Annotated in this window: 17 protein-coding genes; 7 read left to right on the forward strand and 10 right to left on the reverse strand. The window is 64.3% G+C overall.

The genetic code is table 11. The features are described 5' to 3' along the window. The first annotated feature begins 49 nt into the window (after nucleotides 1–49). The 3 genes from ACIP0B_RS21435 to ACIP0B_RS21445 all read left to right on the forward strand — a co-directional run bounded on the left by ACIP0B_RS21435 (nucleotide 50) and on the right by ACIP0B_RS21445 (nucleotide 5,435). A complete protein-coding gene (locus ACIP0B_RS21435; protein WP_400835823.1) occupies nucleotides 50–1,096 on the forward strand; it encodes a DUF1513 domain-containing protein in 1,047 nt (348 codons plus the stop codon). A gap of 147 nt (nucleotides 1,097–1,243) precedes the next feature. Continuing rightward, nucleotides 1,244–2,392 carry an efflux RND transporter periplasmic adaptor subunit gene (locus tag ACIP0B_RS21440; RefSeq protein ID WP_400835782.1) on the forward strand — a complete coding sequence of 383 codons (1,149 nt, stop codon included), beginning with the start codon at nucleotides 1,244–1,246 and terminating at the stop codon, nucleotides 2,390–2,392. Nucleotides 2,393–2,405: 13 nt separating this feature from the next. Beyond that, nucleotides 2,406–5,435, forward strand: coding sequence for a multidrug efflux RND transporter permease subunit (locus tag ACIP0B_RS21445; RefSeq protein ID WP_400835784.1), 3,030 nt, complete (start codon nucleotides 2,406–2,408; stop codon nucleotides 5,433–5,435). A 151-nt stretch (nucleotides 5,436–5,586) separates the two neighbouring features. Here the strand turns inward: ACIP0B_RS21445 and ACIP0B_RS21450 are convergent, their stop codons facing one another. The 5 genes from ACIP0B_RS21450 to colR all read right to left on the reverse strand — a co-directional run bounded on the left by ACIP0B_RS21450 (nucleotide 5,587) and on the right by colR (nucleotide 9,301). Further along, entirely contained in the window at nucleotides 5,587–5,814 is a 228-nt protein-coding gene (locus tag ACIP0B_RS21450) for a hypothetical protein (RefSeq protein ID WP_085580290.1), read from the reverse strand. A 2-nt stretch (nucleotides 5,815–5,816) separates the two neighbouring features. Beyond that, nucleotides 5,817–6,530 (reverse strand): lipopolysaccharide kinase InaA family protein, encoded by a 714-nt coding sequence (locus ACIP0B_RS21455; RefSeq protein WP_400835786.1) that lies wholly within the window; start codon nucleotides 6,528–6,530, stop codon nucleotides 5,817–5,819. Between the two features lie 4 nt (nucleotides 6,531–6,534). Further along, the gene (locus tag ACIP0B_RS21460; protein WP_400835787.1) at nucleotides 6,535–7,203 is read right to left on the reverse strand and encodes a class I SAM-dependent methyltransferase; all 669 of its coding nucleotides are present in this window, start codon (nucleotides 7,201–7,203) and stop codon (nucleotides 6,535–6,537) included. 150 nt (nucleotides 7,204–7,353) lie between these two features. Further along, a complete protein-coding gene (locus tag ACIP0B_RS21465) occupies nucleotides 7,354–8,628 on the reverse strand; it encodes a sensor histidine kinase (protein WP_400835788.1) in 1,275 nt (424 codons plus the stop codon). Further along, complete coding sequence (gene colR, locus ACIP0B_RS21470; RefSeq protein WP_085580282.1) at nucleotides 8,618–9,301, reverse strand: two-component system response regulator ColR; 684 nt, start codon at nucleotides 9,299–9,301, stop codon at nucleotides 8,618–8,620. The genes ACIP0B_RS21465 and colR overlap by 11 nt, the downstream gene beginning before the upstream one ends. A gap of 200 nt (nucleotides 9,302–9,501) precedes the next feature. On the opposite strand from colR, the gene ACIP0B_RS21475 reads away from it, so the two are divergent. Further along, on the forward strand, nucleotides 9,502–11,451 hold the full coding sequence (locus ACIP0B_RS21475) for an LTA synthase family protein (protein ID WP_400835789.1): 1,950 nt from the start codon (nucleotides 9,502–9,504) through the stop codon (nucleotides 11,449–11,451). A gap of 53 nt (nucleotides 11,452–11,504) precedes the next feature. Then, on the forward strand, nucleotides 11,505–12,248 hold the full coding sequence (locus ACIP0B_RS21480) for a phosphatase PAP2 family protein (protein WP_400835791.1): 744 nt from the start codon (nucleotides 11,505–11,507) through the stop codon (nucleotides 12,246–12,248). Nucleotides 12,249–12,524: 276 nt separating this feature from the next. Here the strand turns inward: ACIP0B_RS21480 and groL are convergent, their stop codons facing one another. From groL to ACIP0B_RS21500, 4 genes are all read right to left on the reverse strand, one after another. Then, nucleotides 12,525–14,171, reverse strand: a complete 1,647-nt coding sequence (groL, locus tag ACIP0B_RS21485; RefSeq protein ID WP_085580275.1) for a chaperonin GroEL — start codon at nucleotides 14,169–14,171, stop codon at nucleotides 12,525–12,527. A 52-nt stretch (nucleotides 14,172–14,223) separates the two neighbouring features. Beyond that, a complete protein-coding gene (locus ACIP0B_RS21490; protein ID WP_085580273.1) occupies nucleotides 14,224–14,517 on the reverse strand; it encodes a co-chaperone GroES in 294 nt (97 codons plus the stop codon). Nucleotides 14,518–14,763: 246 nt separating this feature from the next. Further along, nucleotides 14,764–15,240 carry an FxsA family protein gene (locus ACIP0B_RS21495; protein ID WP_400835794.1) on the reverse strand — a complete coding sequence of 159 codons (477 nt, stop codon included), beginning with the start codon at nucleotides 15,238–15,240 and terminating at the stop codon, nucleotides 14,764–14,766. A gap of 66 nt (nucleotides 15,241–15,306) precedes the next feature. Next, a complete protein-coding gene (locus tag ACIP0B_RS21500; RefSeq protein ID WP_400835796.1) occupies nucleotides 15,307–16,038 on the reverse strand; it encodes a HugZ family protein in 732 nt (243 codons plus the stop codon). Nucleotides 16,039–16,200: 162 nt separating this feature from the next. Here ACIP0B_RS21500 and ACIP0B_RS21505 point away from each other — a divergent pair, with 162 nt between their 5' ends. Then, nucleotides 16,201–16,959, forward strand: a complete 759-nt coding sequence (locus tag ACIP0B_RS21505) for an SDR family oxidoreductase (protein ID WP_085580267.1) — start codon at nucleotides 16,201–16,203, stop codon at nucleotides 16,957–16,959. 183 nt (nucleotides 16,960–17,142) lie between these two features. Here the strand turns inward: ACIP0B_RS21505 and apbC are convergent, their stop codons facing one another. Beyond that, entirely contained in the window at nucleotides 17,143–18,237 is a 1,095-nt protein-coding gene (gene apbC, locus ACIP0B_RS21510) for an iron-sulfur cluster carrier protein ApbC (protein ID WP_400835798.1), read from the reverse strand. A 154-nt stretch (nucleotides 18,238–18,391) separates the two neighbouring features. Here apbC and ACIP0B_RS21515 point away from each other — a divergent pair. Then, on the forward strand, nucleotides 18,392–19,049 hold a 658-nt coding region (locus ACIP0B_RS21515; RefSeq protein WP_400835800.1), incomplete at its 3' end, for a class I tRNA ligase family protein.

The raw sequence follows: 19,049 nt of genomic DNA on the forward strand, positions 1-19,049 counted from the left end.
CGTCGGCCTCCACCGCACGGCTGACGTAAGCGGCGCCGCTGGCCAGGCTCTGGGCGGCTGGACGCTGTTCAAGCGCAAGGAGCAAAGCCCGCTGCTGCTGTCGGCCCGGGACGATGCCGACGGCAAGCACTACGCCGTCGGCTACCGCCTGGACGGCACCCGGCTGTTCGCCACCGAAGTCGGCCAGCGCTGCCACGACATCATCAACCACCCGACGCTGCCGATCGCGCTGTTCGTCGCCCGCCGCCCGGGCACCGAGAGCTACCTGATCGACCTGCGCGACGGTGCGCTGCTGCAGACCGTGACCTCGCAGCCGAACCGGCATTTCTACGGCCACGCGGTGATCCACCACAGCGGCGACTACCTGTACGCCACCGAGAACGACACCACCGACCCCGGCCGCGGCCTGCTGGGGGTGTACCGGTTCGAGGGCGAACGGCTGGTGCACAGCGGCGAGATCTCCACCCATGGCCTGGGGCCGCATCAGGTGTCGTGGATGCCCGATGGCGAAACCCTGGTGGTGGCCAACGGCGGCATCCGCACCGAGGCCGAAAGCCGGGTGGACATGAACCTCGACGCCATGGAACCGAGCCTGGTGCTGATGCGCCGCGACGGCACGCTGCTGAGCAAGGAGACCCTCGCCCAGCAGATGAACAGCGTGCGCCATCTGGGCATCGCCAGCGACGGCACCATCGTCGCCGGCCAGCAGTTCATGGGCCCCTCGCAGGAGCGCTCCGAGCTGTTGGCGATCAAGCGTCCGGGCCAGCCGTTCGTGGCGTTCCCGGTGCCGGACCACCAGTTGCAGTCCATGGGCCATTACACCGCCAGCGTCGCCGTGCACAGCGACCTGCGGCTGGTGGCGCTGACGGCCCCGCGCGGCAACCGCTTCTTCATCTGGGACCTGGACAGCGGCGAAGTGCGTCTCGACGCCCCGCTGCCGGACTGCGCCGGCGTCGGCGCGGTGAAGGACGGCTTCGTCGTGACCTCGGGCCAGGGACGCTGCCGCTACTACGACTGCCGCCAGGACGAACTCCTGGCCAAACCGCTGGATCTGCCGGCGGGGCTCTGGGACAACCATCTGCACCTGATGGCATGAAGCCGGCCGCCGGCAGGCTTGCCGGCGGCGCTTCACCGTTGCCTTCCCTCCCCTCATACCCTGTAAAAACTGGCAGTTGGAATCCCTGCCGGACTCGGAGTAATGTGCCCGCCTGTCTCGCCTGATTTTCTCCAAGGAACTGGAAATATGCTGCGTCGCCGCATGCTGAAAATGTTGGGTGTCGTACTGCTGATCGTCCTGGCGCTGGCCGGCTACAAGGCCTTCACCATCTACACGATGGTCCAGGGTTTCGCCAAGCCGAAACCGCCGATCAGCGTCGCCGTCGCCACCGCCGCCGAGCGCCCGTGGCAGATGCGCCTGCCCACCGTCGGCACGCTCAAGGCGCTGCAGGGCGTCGAGCTGAGGCTGGAGACCAACGGCACCGTCACCGAGCTCAAGTTCGAGTCCGGGCAGAAGGTCAAGGCCGGACAGCCGCTGCTGCAGCTCGACAGCGCGGTGGAATCCGCCCTGCTGGAAACCGCCAAGGCCGACCTGGGCCTGGCGCAGCTGGACTTCGGCCGCGGCAGCCAACTGGTCGGCAGCAGCGCCATCTCCAAGGGCGAATACGACCGGCTCTCGGCCCAACTGCAAAAGAACAAGGCCACGGTCAACCAGCTCAATGCGGCGCTGGCGAAGAAACGCATCGCCGCGCCGTTCAGCGGCACCATCGGCATCCGCCAGGTCGACGTCGGCGATTACCTCGCCAGCGGCACCAAGATCGCCACCCTGCAGGACCTGAGCAGCCTCTACGCCGACTTCTACGTCCCGGAGCAGTCGGCACCGAAACTGGCCCTCGGCCAACCGGTGCAGATCGCGGTCGCGGCGTTTCCCGGCCAAGCCTTCCCCGGCACCATCAGCGCCATCAACCCGATCGTGGAAAACACCACCCGCAACATCCTCGTGCGCGCCACCCTGGCCAACCCCGACGGCAAGCTGCTGCCGGGCATGTTCACCAGCGTCGAGGTGCTGCTGCCGGATCCGCAGAAACACGTGGTGGTGCCGGAAAGCGCAGTCACCTACACCCTCTACGGCAACTCGCTGTACGTGGTCGCGCAGAAGAAGGCCGAGGACGGCAGCGTCGAGAAGGACGGGGACGGCCAACCGGTGCTGATCGCCGAACGGCGGTTCATCGAGACAGGCGAACGCCGTGACGGCCTGGTGATGATCAACAAGGGCGTGCAGAGCGGCGAACAGGTGGTGACGGCCGGCCAGATCAAACTGGACAACGGCGCCCACATCGCCATCAGCGACGACAAGACCCTCGGCGAGCAGAACAGTCCGCGCCGCGCCGACTGATCAAGGAATTCCCATGGCCTTTACCGATCCGTTCATCCGCCGCCCGGTGCTCGCCACCGTGGTCAGCCTGCTGATTGTGCTGCTGGGCTTCCAGGCCTGGAGCAAGCTGCCGCTGCGCCAGTACCCGCAGATGGAAAACGCCCTGATCACGGTGACCACCGCCTACCCCGGCGCCAACGCCGAAACCATCCAGGGCTACATCACCCAGCCGATGCAGCAGAGCCTGGCGAGCGCCGAGGGCATCGACTACATGACGTCGGTCAGCCGCCAGAACTTCTCGGTGATCTCGATCTACGCGCGCATCGGCTCCAACAGCGACCGCCTGTTCACCGAACTGCTGGCCAAGGCCAACGAGGTGAAGAACAAACTGCCGCAGGACGCCGAAGACCCGGTGCTGAGCAAGGAGTCCGCCGACGCTTCGGCGCTGATGTACATCAGCTTCTTCAGCAAGGATCTGAGCAACCCGCAGATCACCGACTACCTGTCGCGGGTGATCCAGCCGAAGCTGGCGACCCTGCCGGGCATGGCCGAGGCAGAGATCCTCGGCAACCAGGTGTTCGCCATGCGCCTGTGGCTCGATCCGGTGAAGCTCGCCGGCTTCGGCCTGAGCGCCAGCGACGTGACCAACGCCGTGCGCCAGTACAACTTCCTGTCCGCCGCAGGCGAAGTGAAGGGCGAGTACGTGGTCACCAGCATCAACGCCAACACCGAACTGAAATCCGCCGAGGCCTTCGCGGCGATCCCGCTCAAGGTCGACGGCGACAGCCGCGTGCTGCTGCGGGACGTGGCGCGGGTCGAGATGGGCGCCGAGAACTACAACTCCATCAGTTCCTTCGGCGGCACGCCGTCGGTGTACATCGGGATCAAGGCGACCCCGGCGGCCAACCCGCTGGACGTGATCAAGGAAGTGCGCAAGATCATGCCGCAGCTGGAGGCTCAGCTCCCGCCCAACCTCAAGAGCGAAATCGCCTACGACGCCACGCTGTTCATCCAGGCCTCCATCGACGAGGTGCTCAAGACCCTGTTCGAAGCGGTGCTGATCGTGATCGTGGTGGTGTTCCTGTTCCTCGGCGCGCTGCGTTCGGTGGTGATCCCGGTGGTGACCATCCCGCTGTCGATGATCGGCGTGATGTTCTTCATGCAGATGATGGGCTATTCGATCAACCTGCTGACCTTGCTGGCGATGGTGCTGGCCATCGGCCTGGTGGTGGACGACGCCATCGTCGTGGTGGAGAACATCCACCGCCACATCGAGGAAGGCAAGACGCCGTTCGAGGCGGCCCTGGAAGGCGCCCGGGAAATCGCCTTGCCGGTGGTGTCGATGACCATCACCCTGGCGGCGGTGTACGCGCCCATCGGCTTCCTCACCGGGCTGACCGGGGCGCTGTTCAAGGAGTTCGCCCTGACCCTGGCCGGGGCGGTGGTGATCTCCGGCATCGTCGCCCTGACCCTGTCGCCGATGATGTGCGCCGTCCTGCTGCGCCACGACGAGAACCCCAGCGGCCTGGCCCATCGCCTCGACCTGATCTTCGAAGGCCTCAAGCGCCGCTACCAGAGCCTGCTGCACGGCACCCTCAACACCCGGCCGGTGGTGTTGGTGTTCGCGGTGATCGTGCTGTGCCTGATCCCGGTGCTGCTCAAGTTCACCAAGTCGGAGCTGGCGCCGGACGAGGACCAGGGCATCATCTTCATGATGGCCAACGCCCCGCAGCCGACCAACCTCGACTACCTGAACACCTACACCGACGAATTCATCAAGATCTTCAAGGAGTTCCCCGAGTACTACTCGTCCTTCCAGATCAACGGCTACAACGGCGTGCAGACCGGCATCGGCGGCTTCCTGCTCAAGCCCTGGAACGAGCGCGACCGCACGCAGATGCAGATCCTGCCGGAGGTGCAAGGCAAGCTGGAGCGCATTCCCGGCCTGCAGATCTTCGGCTTCAACCTGCCCTCCCTGCCCGGCACCGGCGAAGGCCTGCCGTTCGAGTTCGTGATCAACACCGCCAACGACTACGAAGTGCTGCTGGAAGTGGCCGACCGGATCAAGAAGCGCGCCGCGGAATCCGGCAAGTTCGCCTTCGTCGACCTGGACCTGGCCTTCGACAAACCGGAAGTGGTGGTCGACATCGACCGGGCCAAGGCGGCGCAGATGGGCGTGTCGATGCAGGACCTGGGCGGCACCCTCGCCACCCTCCTGGGCGAGGCCGAGATCAACCGCTTCACCATCGAGGGGCGCAGCTACAAGGTCATCGCCCAGGTCGAACGCCCCTACCGCGAGAACCCGGACTGGCTGAACAACTACTACGTGAAGAACACCCGCGGCGAACTGCTGCCGCTGTCCACCCTGATCACGGTGACCGACCGCGCGCGGCCGCGGCAGCTCAACCAGTTCCAGCAACTCAACGCGGCGAAGCTGTCCGGGTTTCCGCTGGTGAGCATGGGCGAAGCCATCGACACCGTGCGCCAGATCGCCCGGGAAGAGGCCCCCGCCGGGTTCGCCTTCGACTACGGCGGCTCCTCCCGGCAGTACGTGCAGGAAGGCAGCGCGCTGTGGGTGACCTTCGCCCTGGCGCTGGCGATCATCTTCCTGGTGCTGGCCGCGCAGTTCGAAAGCTTCCGCGATCCGCTGGTGATCCTGGTCACCGTGCCGCTGTCGATCTGCGGCGCGCTGATTCCGCTGTTCCTGGGCTGGTCGAGCATGAACATCTACACCCAGGTCGGACTGGTGACGCTGATCGGCCTGATCAGCAAGCACGGCATCCTGATCGTCGAGTTCGCCAACCTGCTGCGCAAGGAAAAGGGCCTGACGGCCCGGGAGGCCGTGGAGGAAGCCGCGGCCATCCGCCTGCGTCCGGTGCTGATGACCACGGCGGCGATGGTGTTCGGCATGGTGCCGCTGATCCTGGCGAGCGGCGCCGGTGCGGTCAGCCGTTTCGACATCGGTACGGTGATCGCCACGGGCATGTCCATCGGAACGTTGTTCACCCTGTTCGTCCTGCCGTGCGTCTACACCTTCCTGGCCAAGCCCGACAAGGCACAGTGACCTTGTGGCTCTCCTGCTGGCCTGCACAGCAGGCCCTCCCCTTTGGGGCCGCTGCGCGCCCCAGCGGGAGCAAGCGCCCTCGCCACAGGAGTAACAAGGCACAAAAAAGGCCTCGCATCTGCGAGGCCTTTTCATAAGGCTGCGGGGGAATTCAGCTCTGCGGTCTCATCCGTTGCGAGAGACCGAACATGAACAGCAACAAATCATGATCCGGTTCAGACGACACGGCGGTCTTCACCACCCGAGGCACCGGGCGATGGACTTCGCCCGCCGATTTGCCGATCACCTGCATGCGTGGCTGTTCCCAGGCCGCCACCGCCAATGAAGCAACTGCCAAGGCTCCTACCAAAAACAAACCTCGCGCAATTTCTAGTTTCATCGCTATAAACCTTTGATAGCGCTGCCAAACGCCGTCTCATAAAAATAGACGAGTTTTTTCCAATCCGAATCGCTGAACGACGAATGGCGACGCAGTTGCTTCATGTCATGGGCGGCCGCGCGACCGGCGGTCAACCGCTGGCGGCATTTCTCAAGATCGATCAGGGCCACCTCGACCTTGGCGCCGTCACCTTCGCCGGTGACGCGGACAAACACGTGCTTGATGTAGATGCAGCTGTGCTGCCAACGGCCCCGGTGCAGGCGCGCCAGGTTGTCGGCCAGGTCCTTGAGCACACGCTCATAGACCGCTTCGCCATGGCGCTCGCGACCACCGGCGGCTTCCCACTGCTCCAGCTCCAGAAAGCCGTCCAGGGACTTGGTCACCAGCAAGGCACGCCACTTGTGCACCGGGTCGGGCTGGGCGCCGCAGAACACGATTTGCGGCACGCGCACGCCGAGCGCGGCGGCGCCGGTCAGCGCATCACGCTCGCGCAGCACCGTCGGCCGGCCGAACGGATGCGACCAACTGCGGTAGATATGGCCGGTCTGGCGTTTGGCATACAGCAACTGGCCATCGCGGCCCATGACTCGTTGCACACCGCTTTCACCGCCGCGGCGCACGTTGGGCTCTTCCACCCACTCGCCACGCTGGCTCCAGTAGTAGTTGAAGCGATCCTGGGGAGCGACTTCCGTTTCTGCTGCAATATGCACTGCCATCCCGTTACCTCTTGCGTAATACGTAAACCCGCCACATGGCATAGAGCGGTATAAAGTCCAGTTGTTCCTGGATGCGGAAACCCGCCTCTTCGAATTCTTTCTCGACCGTAGCGGCCGGTAACACAAAGCGGTTCTGGTAACCCTCCTGACCACGTTTGCGCTCGGCGCGCTTGCGTTTCCAGGCCTTGAAGTTGCCGTCCACCCACAACGAAACGATCACGCTGTCGCGGGTGACGCGCTCGAACTCGCGCAGAATGGCCCGTCGATGCTCGGCGTCCCCGATGTGATGGAGCAACCGCATGCAGAAAATGCTGTCGACGGCGTTGTCGGGCAACGCGATGTCGAACGCAGATGTGTGCAAGGGCTGTACCCGTTTCACCACATCGGCCGGCTGGGCCTGCATGGCGGTCTTGATCATCGACTCGGAATTGTCCGCGCCGATGATCACCCGGTTCGGCTTTTCCGCCAGCAACGGCCAGAAACGTCCGGCTCCGCAAGGCAGGTCCAGCACCAGCCCCGGCTCGCCGACCAGGGTCAGCGCCTTGCGGGCCAGTTGCAGGTCGCGCCAGTGGGACAAACGCCGCCCGAGACCGTCCTGATGCTTGCGCAAGTACTTCTGCGCATGGTTATCGTCGTACTTTTCGGAAAAATCGAGCTTGATCGGGCCGGCCATCACCAGGACTCCTGAATTACGGATCACACCACCTTAGGGAGCGGTGTGTCAGCGTCAGGTCATCCATTTGTGAAAAAAATGTCATGCAAACCCTAAACCATTTCAGGGTTTTACAACCACACCGCAGTAGCTCAGGGCCATCACTGTAGCTCAGGATCGGCCCAAATCCACCTCGAACCGGCAGCCATTGGGCTCCATTGTGCTCAAGTTGACGCTCCAGCCCTGGTTCTCGCAGATCCGCTGCACCAGCGACAGCCCGAGCCCCAAGCCTTCACCCCGTTTTTCGGTGCCCCGCACGAAGGGCTGGAACATGGCTTCACGCTTCTCCTCGGGAATGCCCACCCCCGAGTCCTCGACCACGAACCCGTTGCCGTTGAGGGTCAGGCGGATGAAACCCTGCTCGGTGTAGTGCAGCGCATTGCGCAGCAGGTTGCCCATCACCGCATTGAGCAACGTCGCGTTGTAGGGGGTGTCCGGCGGATTGCCCGGTTCGAAGATCAGCGTCAGGCCCTTGGTCTCGATCGGCTCGCGCCACAGGCACAGCAGACTGTCCGCGACTTGGGCCAGGTTCTGCCGGGGCGAGACGCCGGCGTCTTCGCGCTTGGCCCGGGCCAGCATCAGGAAGGTCTGCACCAGTTCACGCATTTCCTCGCTGGCGCGGGCAATCCGCTCGACCTGCGCGCGGCCGCGCTGATCGATGTGCGGATTCTCCAGCAGCAGCTCGCACGAACTGGCCAGCACCATCAACGGCGTGCGCAGTTCATGGCTCACATCGCTGGTGAACAGGCGCTCACGCGTCAGCGCCTGGCGCAGCCGCCCAAGCGTGGCATCGAACGCCACCGCCAGTTCGCCCACTTCGTCGGCGGCATAGTCCGGCGCCAGCGGAGGCGCCAGGCCCAGCAGTTGGTCGCGATGACGCACCTGACGCGCCAGCCGCACCACCGGCGCCATCACCTTGCGCGCCAGCACCCAGCCCAGGAACACCGCCAGCGCCAGGCTGAGCACGAAGCCCACCAGCACCACGGCGAACAGCACGCGCTCGCGCTCCTCGAAATCGCTTTGGTCCTGCAGCAGCACATAGCGCCGGCCATCGACGATCTCGACCATGGCGTGATACGACAGCTGCTCGCGAAAGACTTCGTGAAAACCCGAATCCAGGTGGCGCAGGTCCTTGGGCAGCTCGAAGTCGCCCGGCCCGCCGCTGAAGTAGAACAGTTGATCCGGCTCCGGCCGGTGGCTCCAGTCCGAGACGTTGTCCATCAGCAACAGCCGCTGGAGGTCGCCGCCGAGACCTGCCGAAATCAGTTTTTCCTCGACCAGGTGGACCGTCGCGACAATTCCCATGGCGAACGCTCCCGCCACCAGCGCGCTCATCAACGCAAACGCGATGATGATCCGCTGGGCAAGGCTCTGCTTAAACTCCATCGCGGCCCTCGGCCAAGCGGTAACCCACGCCGTGCACGGTGTGCAGCAACGGTTTGGCGAACGGCTTGTCGATCACCTGACGCAATTGGTGAACATGGCTGCGCAGGCTGTCGCTGTCCGGGCAGTCGTCGCCCCACAGCGCTTCCTCGAGAATTTCCCGGCGCAGCACGTGCGGGCTCTTCTGCATCAGCACCGCCAACAGCTTGAGGCCGACCGGGTTGAGCTTGAGCAGCTTGCCCTCGCGGGTGACCTCAAGGGTGTCGAGGTCATAGTTCAGGTCGCCGACCTGCAAGGCACGGCGTCCGCCGCCCTGGGTGCGGCGCATCACCGCTTCGACCCGCGCCGCCAGTTCGGACAGCGCGAACGGTTTGATCAGGTAGTCGTCGGCGCCGGACTTGAAGCCTTGCAGGCGGTCGTCCAGTTGGTCGCGGGCGGTGAGCATGATCACCGGCGTGTCCCGCCGGGCGTCCTCGCGCAGCCGCTTGCACAGGGTGTAGCCGTCGATGCCCGGCAGCATGATGTCGAGCACGATCAGGTCGTAATGCTCGGTGGCCGCCAGATGCAGGCCCGACAGACCGTCCTGGGCGCAATCGACGGTGTAGCCCTTGAGCCCCAGGTAATCGGCCAGGTTGGCCAGGATGTCGCGGTTGTCCTCAACCAAAAGAATTCGCATGGGCACCTCCTCCGTACACCGAAACGGCCGTCTTGGCCCGCGCAGCTTACGGCCAAGCGCCGCTCAGGGCTAGGGCCGGAAGCCGCCCGGGCCGAGCCTTGGCGGCAACCCGAGACTTTAACGAGATTTTCACTATCGGTTCACACGCCGACGACAGCGACAGCGCGAGACTCCCGCGTTTTATATAGGGATCGTAGCCAATGGATTTTTTCAGGACGGCGCCCATGCGCTTTCTGCTGTTGATCGCCGGCACCTGGCTGGCGGTGTTCTTCCTGACCCGGACAGTGTTGCTGCTGACCCACCTGGATGAGGCCGGCGGCGCGGCGTTTTCGCTGTTCGGCATCGGCCTGCTCTATGACCTGGGCTTTCTCGCCTATGCGGCGCTGCCGATGGGCCTCTATCTGCTGCTCTGCCCGCCGGCCCTGTGGCGGCGCCGGGGCCACCGCTGGTTCCTGCAAGGGCTCCTGACGCTCAGCCTGTTCGCGATGCTGTTCACCGCCGTGGCCGAGTGGCTGTTCTGGGATGAGTTCGGCGTGCGCTTCAACTTCATCGCCGTCGATTATCTGGTGTACTCCGACGAAGTGCTGAACAACGTGCTGGAGTCGTACCCGATCGGCACGCTGCTCAGCATCCTGGCGGTGCTTGCCGTGGGCCTGAGCCTGGTGCTGCGCAAGCCATTCAGGGCCGCGCTGGAGGCACCGCTGCCGCCGTTGCGCGCGCGTGCGCTCAATGCGCTGGTCCTGCTGGCCGTCGCAGGGCTGAGCCTGCAGTTGCTCAGCCAAGGTTTCCCGCGCGCCCAGGGCGGCAATGCCTATCAGAACGAATTGGCGAGCAACGGCCCGTACCAGTTCTTCGCCGCGTTCCGCAACAACGAGCTGGACTACGGGCAGTTCTACGGCAGCCTGGCCCCCGAGGCCGTCGGCCGGCAGATCCGCGCGGAACTGAACGAACCCAATGCGCGCTTCATCGGTCAGGATCCGCAGGACATCCGTCGGATGATCGACAACCCCGGCACGGTGCGCAAACCGAACATCGTGCTGGTGACCATCGAAAGCCTGAGCGCCAAGTACCTGGGCAGCAACGGCGACGAACGCAACCTCACGCCGAACCTGGACGCCTTGCGCAAGCAAAGCCTGTACTTCAGCAACTTCTACGCCACCGGCACCCGCACCGACCGCGGCCTGGAGGCCATCACCCTGGCCATCCCGCCGACGCCGGGCCGCTCCATCGTCAAGCGCATCGGCCGCGAGAGCGGCTTCGCCAGCCTCGGCCAGCAGTTGAGCGCCGTTGGCTACGACAGCGTGTTCGTCTATGGCGGACGCGGCTATTTCGACAACATGAACGCGTTCTTCAGCGGCAACGGCTACCGTGTCGTCGACCAGAGCAGCGTCGACGAGTCCGAGATCCACTTCAAGAACGCCTGGGGCATGGCCGACGAGGATCTGTACAAGCAGACGCTGAAGCTGGCGGATGCCGACTTCGCCAAAGGCCAGCCGTTCCTGCTGCAGTTGATGACCACCTCCAACCATCGCCCGTACACCTACCCGGACAACCGGATCGACATCAAGTCCGGCAACGGTCGCGACGGTGCGGTGAAGTACACCGACTACGCCATCGGCCGGTTCCTGGAGCAGGCGCGGCAGAAGCCGTGGTTCGACGACACGATCTTCATCTTCGTCGCCGACCACACCGCCGGCAGCGCAGGCAAGGAAGACTTGCCGATCAGCAACTACCAGATCCCGCTGTTCATCTACGCGCCCAAGCTGATCGAGGCGCGCGAAGACGCTCAGCTGGCCAGCCAGATCGACCTTGCGCCGACGCTGCTGGGGCTGCTCAACCTGGATTACCAATCGACGTTCTTCGGCCGCAACCTGTTGCAGGACAACCCGTTGCCGCCGCGCGTCGTGGTCGGCAACTACCAGCACCTGGGCCTGTTCGACGGCAAGGACCTGGCGATCCTCAGTCCGCGCCAGGGCCTGCGCCGACATGACGATGCGCTGACCGAAAGCCGCGAATCCCGCGCGGGCAGCGACGACCCGCTGATCAGCCGCGCCATCACCTATTACCAAACCGCCAGTCATGGCTTCACGCAACAGCTGCTTGGCTGGAAAGCGCCCAAGGAGGGCGCGCCGCAAGTCAGCGAACGTTAACCGAGGCGCCCCGGGCCGATGCACCGGGGCGTTTTCTTGCTTCAGGATCCGTCATGTCATCAAGCGCTGTACGCCCCACCCCCCGTCCGCTGAACCTCTGGCTGTGCCTTGGCATCCCCGTCGCCGCCGCCGTCATTCTGGTGCTGCTGGAATTGACCGATCTGGACATGGATCTGGCGCAGCTGTTCTATGATCCGGCCGCCGGCGACTTCATCGGCCGCCACAGCTACTTCCTGGAAAATATCCTCCACGACCGCGCCAAGCAGGTGGTCATCGCCTTCTCGGTGTTTGCCATCCTCGGTTTCCTTGGCGCGTTCTTCATTGAGCGCCTGAAGCCGTTCAAGCGTGAGCTGGGTTGCCTGGTGCTGTCGCTGGGCCTGGCGACTTCGTTCGTGACCCCGATGAAAGCCGTCACCGCCGTGCAGTGCCCCTGGAGCCTTGAACAGTTCGGCGGGCACGAAACCTACAGCAAACTGCTCAGCCACCGTCCGGACACCGACAAGCCCGGCCGCTGCTGGCCGGGCGGGCACGCCGCCACCGGGTTCACCCTGTTCGCCCTGTTTTTCGTGCTGCGTGACCGGCGTCCGCGCCTGGCGCGCCAGGCGTTCATTTTCGCGTTTGCGCTGGGTTCGGTGTTTTCCGTCAGCCGGATGATGCAGGGTGCGCACTTCTTTTCGCACAACGTTTGGACGGCGATCTTCTGCTGGCTGATTTGCCTGGGGTCCTACTACTGGGTGCTGTACCGCCCCGCCATCAGGGCCGAAGCCGCACCGGCGGCGCAACCCGCCAACGCCTGACGGGTCGGTCCTGCCAACGCCATCGCCAGCAGGCAGGCTGGCTGGCCCCCACAAGTGACCGGACCGGATGCGGCATCGGCGGACACCGCCAGACACTGTGGGAGCCAGCCTGCTGGCGATGGCGACATGCCTGTTGGCGCTGCATTGACAGACACGGCCCATTCGCGAGCAGACTCGCTCCTACAAGGGAGGCCGGGTTGTCCGTGATAGTCCGGGCAATAAAAAACCCCGCCTGCTCATCGCAGGCGGGGTTTTTCGTACAGGGGTAAGGCTGGCTTACATCATGCCGCCCATGCCACCCATGCCGCCCATGTCTGGCATGCCGCCGCCAGCTGGAGCGTCTTTCTTCGGCGCGTCGGCCACCGCAGCTTCGGTGGTCAGGATCAGACCGCCGATGGACGATGCGGCTTGCAGAGCGGAACGGGTCACCTTGGTCGGATCCAGGATGCCCATTTCGATCATGTCGCCGTATTCGCCGGTCGCGGCGTTGTAACCGAAGTTGCCTTTGCCGTTCTTGACTTCGTTGACCACGACGCTTGGCTCGTCGCCGCTGTTGGCGGAGATCTGACGCAGCGGCGCTTCAACGGCGCGGCGCAGGACAGCGATGCCCACGTCCTGGTCGGCGTTGTCGCCTTTGAGGGTGCCGATGGCTTCCAGAGCGCGGATCAGCGCAACGCCACCGCCAGGCACCACGCCTTCTTCGACGGCTGCGCGGGTTGCGTGCAGGGCGTCTTCAACGCGGGCTTTCTTCTCTTTCATTTCGACTTCGGAACCGGCGCCGACCTTGATCACCGCAACACCGCCGGACAGCTTGGCCAGACGCTCCTGCAGTTTTTCACGGTCGTAGTCCGAGGAAGTCTCGGCCACCTGGGCGCGGATCTGGGCGATGCGCGCTTCGATGTCGCCCTGAACGCCAGCACCGTCGACGATGATGGTGTTTTCCTTGGACAGGGTCACGCGCTTGGCGTTGCCCAGGTGCTCCAGGGTGGTGCTTTCCAGGCTAAGGCCGATCTCTTCGGAGATCACGGTGCCGCCGGTCAGGACGGCGATGTCCTGCAGCATGGCCTTGCGGCGGTCGCCGAAGCCAGGTGCCTTGACGGCCGCGACCTTGACGATGCCGCGCATGTTGTTCACGACCAGGGTCGCCAGGGCTTCGCCCTCGACGTCTTCGGCCACGATCAGCAGCGGACGGCCGGCCTTGGCGACGGCTTCCAGCACAGGCAGCATTTCGCGGATGTTGGAGATCTTCTTGTCGACCAGCAGGATCAGCGGGCCGTCGAGCTCGGCCACCATGGTGTCCGGCTTGTTGACGAAGTACGGGGACAGGTAGCCGCGGTCGAACTGCATGCCTTCAACGACCGACAGTTCGTTTTCCAGGCCCGAGCCTTCCTCAACGGTGATCACGCCTTCTTTGCCGACCTTTTCCATGGCTTCGGCAATGATGTCGCCGATGGAGTTGTCGGAGTTGGCGGAGATGGTGCCCACCTGAGCGATGGCCTTGGTGTCGGCGCATGGCTTGGACAGCTTCTTCAGCTCAGCGACGATGGCGATGGTCGCCTTGTCGATGCCGCGCTTCAGGTCCATCGGGTTCATGCCGGCAGCGACGGCCTTCAGGCCTTCGTTGACGATCGACTGAGCCAGTACGGTGGCGGTGGTGGTGCCGTCGCCGGCGTCGTCGTTGGCACGGGAGGCAACGTCTTTGACCAGCTGCGCGCCCATGTTTTCGAAACGGTCTTCCAGCTCGATCTCTTTGGCGACGGAAACGCCGTCTTTGGTGATGGTCGGAGCGCCGAAGCTCTTCTCGAGGATCACGTTACGGCCTTTCGGGCCCAGGGTCGCTTTTACCGCGTCAGCCAGTACGTTGACGCCGACGAGCATTTTCTTGCGGGCGGAATCGCCGAATTTAACTTCTTTAGCAGCCATGATCGATATTCCTTGAATGCTTTGGGGTAGCGGGAAAATGAACGGGGGGTAATCAGCCTTCGATGACGGCGAGGATTTCGTTCTCGCTCATCACCAGCAGGTCTTCGCCGTCGACTTTCACAGTGTTGCTGCCGGAGTAAGGACCGAACACGACCTTGTCGCCGACCTTCACGGACAGTGCACGCACTTCACCGCTTTCCAGAGCTTTGCCCGGGCCTACAGCGAGGACTTCACCGTGGTTGGCCTTCTCAGCAGCCGAACCTGGCAGGACGATACCGCCAGCGGTTTTCTTTTCTTCTTCGCTGCGACGGATAACGACGCGGTCATGCAGAGGACGAAGCTTCATTGTCGATCTCTCCTAATTGTGGTTTTCATCGGCCGGTGTGGTCCCGGCGGGTTTAACGAATCCGGCCTGCGCCGGTTGCGGCTCGACGTGCGAGACGCGGAAGTCTGTCCGGCTGATGCGCCGGAAACCTTGCGGTGACCGATACATGAGGGCGCATAAGCTTATTACAAGGGCGGGGAAGAAAAATTTTCTTCAGCGTGCCCCGGAAACGGACACGGCACCCGAAGGTGCCGTGCCGAAGAGGTGTCACTTGGTGTCGCGGTGCTCGAACTCGCCTTCGATCACCGTCGGTTCGCGGCCCAGGGGCTCGCGCGGCGCAGGGCCGCCGCGGGGTTGCAGGTCATCGGCGAACGCACGTTGGCGCATGGCCTGCTCTTCGGCGCGCTGACGCATCTTGCCGGCGATCAGGCGACGGCTGAAGGGCAGCAGCATCAGCAGGCCGACCACGTCGCTGATGAAGCCCGGCAGGATCAGCAGGCCGCCGGCAAGCGCCAGCATCAGGCCTTCGAGCATGGTCTGCGCGGGCAGCTCGCCGCGGTTCAGGCTTTCACGGGCGCGCAGCGCGGTGGCCAGCCCGGCGACGCGCAGCACGAACACGCCGAACATCGAGCCGAGGATGATCAGCAACAGGGCCGGGAAAAAACCGATGGCTCCCGCCACCTTGACGAATACGAACAGCTCCAACACCGGGAAGAGCAGAAAGAGCAACAAATAAGGGCGCATCTAAGGGTTCCTCAACGCAAGAATGCCTTGCAAGTAAGCCTTAGATGACGTCGCCCTTTCGTGAATTCAAGCGCCGGCGGGCGCATTTTTCGGCCAATGTTCGGCGCGGGCCAGGAAAACCAAGGCTTCGCGGACTTGTGTCGGCGTGTTGCAAGGCGCTTGAAACGGCAGCCAGTACAACGCCTGGCCGATGCGCAGGTGCATGCCCTCGGTGTCGATCCCGGCCATTTGCGCCGGCGCGCCTTTCGGCAGGCCGGCGAGGTCGACGTAATGGGCGATGGCCTGGGCGTGGTCGCTGTTCATGTGCTCGACCATGCCGGCCTCCGACTTGCCGGCGAACGGGTTGGCCAGCGTCAGGTGCTCGACCCAATGGATCGCGCCGAAGCCGCCGATGTAGCGGTGGCGCACCGGCTTGAGCACCCAGAAGTCGAAATCGTGGGCCTTGTGGTAGTTCCGCGAGTCAGGGAAATAGCGGTAGTAGCGCTCGGCGGCGGCCTCGATGGCGGCCTCGTCCGCAAGCTTTTCCGCTTGCGCGAGGTAGGTCAGGCGACCGACGGCCTGCACGTCTTCGGCCTCGCGCTCGCCCACCAGCAGCGAACACTTGGGATCCTTCTGCAGGTTGTGGGTGTGCTGGGCGATGCGGCTGATCAGGATCAGCGGCCGGCCCTGGTCGTCGAGGCAGTACGGAACCACGGAGCCGAACGGGAAACCGGGCATCGATTTGGAGTGGGTCGAGAGCACTCCACGGTATTCCTTGAGAAGCAATTCTCGGGCATGCTTAGCCGCTTCAACGCTCAATTTATGACTCCTTTAATAATATCCGTCATAAAAACGGACGGGCGCCCGGGTCAAGTCCCGGCCACGCCGACGGGCAATTCTGATGTGCAACCTCGCTGCGGCCGGTGCAGATCCAGAGGCCCCAAAAGGACACCACTTTGACCTGCCATCGGGGGCACGCGCATGCAACTCACTGACAAAGTAATCATTATCACCGGCGGTTGCCAGGGTCTGGGCCGCTCCATGGCCGAGTACTTCGCCGGCAAGGGCGCGAAGCTGGCGCTGGTGGACCTGAACCAGGAAAAGCTCGACGCCGCCGTCGCGGCCTGCAAGGCCAAGGGCGTCGAGGCGCGCAGCTATCTGTGCAACGTCGCCGACGAAGAGCAGGTGACGCACATGGTCGCCCAGGTGGCCGATGACTTCGGCGCGATCCACGGCCTGATCAACAACGCCGGGATCCTGCGCGACGGCCTGCTGCTCAAGGTCAAGGACGGCGAAATGACCAAGATGACCCTGGCCCAGTGGCAGGCGGTGATCGACGTCAACCTGACCGGCGTGTTCCTGTGCACCCGTGAGGTGGCGGCGAAGATGGTCGAGCTGAAGAACGGCGGCGCCATCATCAACATCTCGTCGATCTCCCGCGCCGGCAACGTCGGCCAGACCAACTACTCCGCCGCCAAGGCCGGCGTCGCCGCCGCCACCGTGACCTGGGCCAAGGAACTGGCGCGCTACGGCATCCGCGTCGCCGGCATCGCGCCGGGCTTCATCGAGACCGAGATGACCCTGGGCATGAAGCCCGAAGCGCTGGAGAAGATGACCTCGGGCATTCCGCTCAAGCGCATGGGCAAGCCGGAAGAGATCGCCCATTCGGCGGCGTACATCTTCGAGAACGACTACTACACCGGGCGGATCCTGGAGATGGACGGCGGTTTGCGGATCTGACGTCACCGCACGGGGCGGCTTGTCGGTGCATCTGGGTTGATGCCATCGCCAGCAGGCTGGCTCCCACAAGTTGCGCGGCGCACGTAGGTTTGCGAACGACCGCAATCAAGGTGGGAGCCAGCCCTGCTGGCGATGGCGTCAGCCCGAGCGCCGCAGGACAGGCCCTGCGGCGTGGCGGATCGGTCAGTCGTCGCTGACGGTGATGTTCGGCATCGCCGGCGTCGCCGCTTCCTGCAGCACGATCCGCGCGCCGACATGGCGGGCCAGGTCCTGGTAGACCATGGCGATCTGGCTGTCAGGCTCGGCGATCACCGTCGGCTTGCCGCCGTCGGCCTGCTCGCGGATCACCATCGACAGCGGCAACGAGGCCAACAGTTCGACGCCGTACTGGGTCGCGAGCTTCTCGCCGCCGCCTTCACCGAACAGATGCTCGGCATGCCCGCAATTCGAGCAGATGTGCACGGCCATGTTCTCCACCACGCCCAGCACCGGGATGTTGACCTTGCGGAACATCTCCACCCCCTTGCGGGCGTCCAGCAGCGCCAGGTCCTGGGGCGTGGTGACGATCACGGCGCCGGCCACCGGCACCTTCTGCGCCAGGGTCAGCTGGATGTCGCCGGTGCCCGGCGGCATGTCGATCACCAGGTAGTCCAGGTCGCCCCAGGCGGTCTGCGTGACCAGTTGCAGCAGCGCGCCGGACACCATCGGGCCGCGCCAGACCATCGGCGTGTTGTCGTCGGTCAGGAACGCCATCGACATGACTTCCACGCCGTGGGCCTTGAGCGGCACGAACCATTTCTGATCCTTGACCTCAGGACGGGTGCGCTCGGGGATGCCGAACATGATGCCCTGGCTCGGGCCGTAGATGTCGGCGTCGAGAATGCCCACCTTGGCGCCTTCGCGGGCCAGCGCCAGCGCCAGGTTGGCGGCGGTGGTGGACTTGCCCACGCCGCCCTTGCCGGACGCCACGGCGATCACGTTCTTGACGTTGGCCAGGCCCGGGATCTGCGCCTGGGCCTTGTGCGCGGCGATCACGCTGGCGATCTCGACACGGGCGCCCGACACGCCGTCCAGGCCTTCGATGGCCATCTGCAGCACCTGCGCCCAGCCGCTCTTGAACAGGCCGGCGGCGTAGCCCAGCTCCAGCCGGACGCTGACGCGGTCGCCCTGGATGTCGATGTCGCGCACGCAACCGGCGCTGACCGGATCCTGGTTCAGGTAGGGGTCGGTGTATTGGCGAAGGACGGCTTCCACCGCTTCGCGGGTGACGGCGCTCATGGGCAACTCCGGTAGCAAGACTGGGAAAAGATGGCGGCTATCCTACCCCTTCTGCCGTGCGGACGGCATGTCCGGCAAACATTTGCAGGGGTGAAATATCTTCGCCGGCGATTTATAGTGGCCGACCTCCGTTTCATCAAGTAGCGATGCCCCCATGTCCGAGCCACGCAAGATCCTCGTCACCAGCGCCCTGCCCTACGCCAACGGTTCGATCCACCTTGGCCACATGCTGGAATACATCCAGACCGACATGTGGGTGCGCTTCCAGAAGCAGCGCGGCAATCAGTGCATCTATGTCTGCGCCGACGACGCCCACGGTTCGGCGATCATGCTGCGCGCGGAAAAGGAAGGCATCACCCCGGAACAGCTGATCGCCAATGTCCAGGCCGAACACAGCGCCGACTTCGCCGACTTCCTGGTGGACTTCGACAATTTCCACTCCACCCACGCCGAAGAGAACCGCGAGCTGTCGAGCCAGATCTACCTGAAGCTGCGGGACGCCGGGCACATCGCCACGCGCTCGATCACCCAGTACTTCGACCCGGACAAGAAAATGTTCCTGGCCGACCGCTTCATCAAGGGCACCTGCCCCAAGTGCGGCACCGAAGACCAGTACGGCGACAACTGCGAAAAATGCGGCGCGACCTACGCGCCCACCGACCTGAAGGATCCGAAGTCGGCGATCTCCGGCGCCACCCCGGTGCTCAAGGACTCCCAGCACTTCTTCTTCAAGCTGCCGGACTTCCAGCAGATGCTGCAGGCCTGGACCCTCATCTGCAGTCTGTATTTCGTTTTTGGTATGAAGTTTGATG

Source organism: Pseudomonas sp. NPDC089534, assembly GCF_044749305.1.
Taxonomy (GTDB): domain Bacteria; phylum Pseudomonadota; class Gammaproteobacteria; order Pseudomonadales; family Pseudomonadaceae; genus Aquipseudomonas; species Aquipseudomonas ekonensis.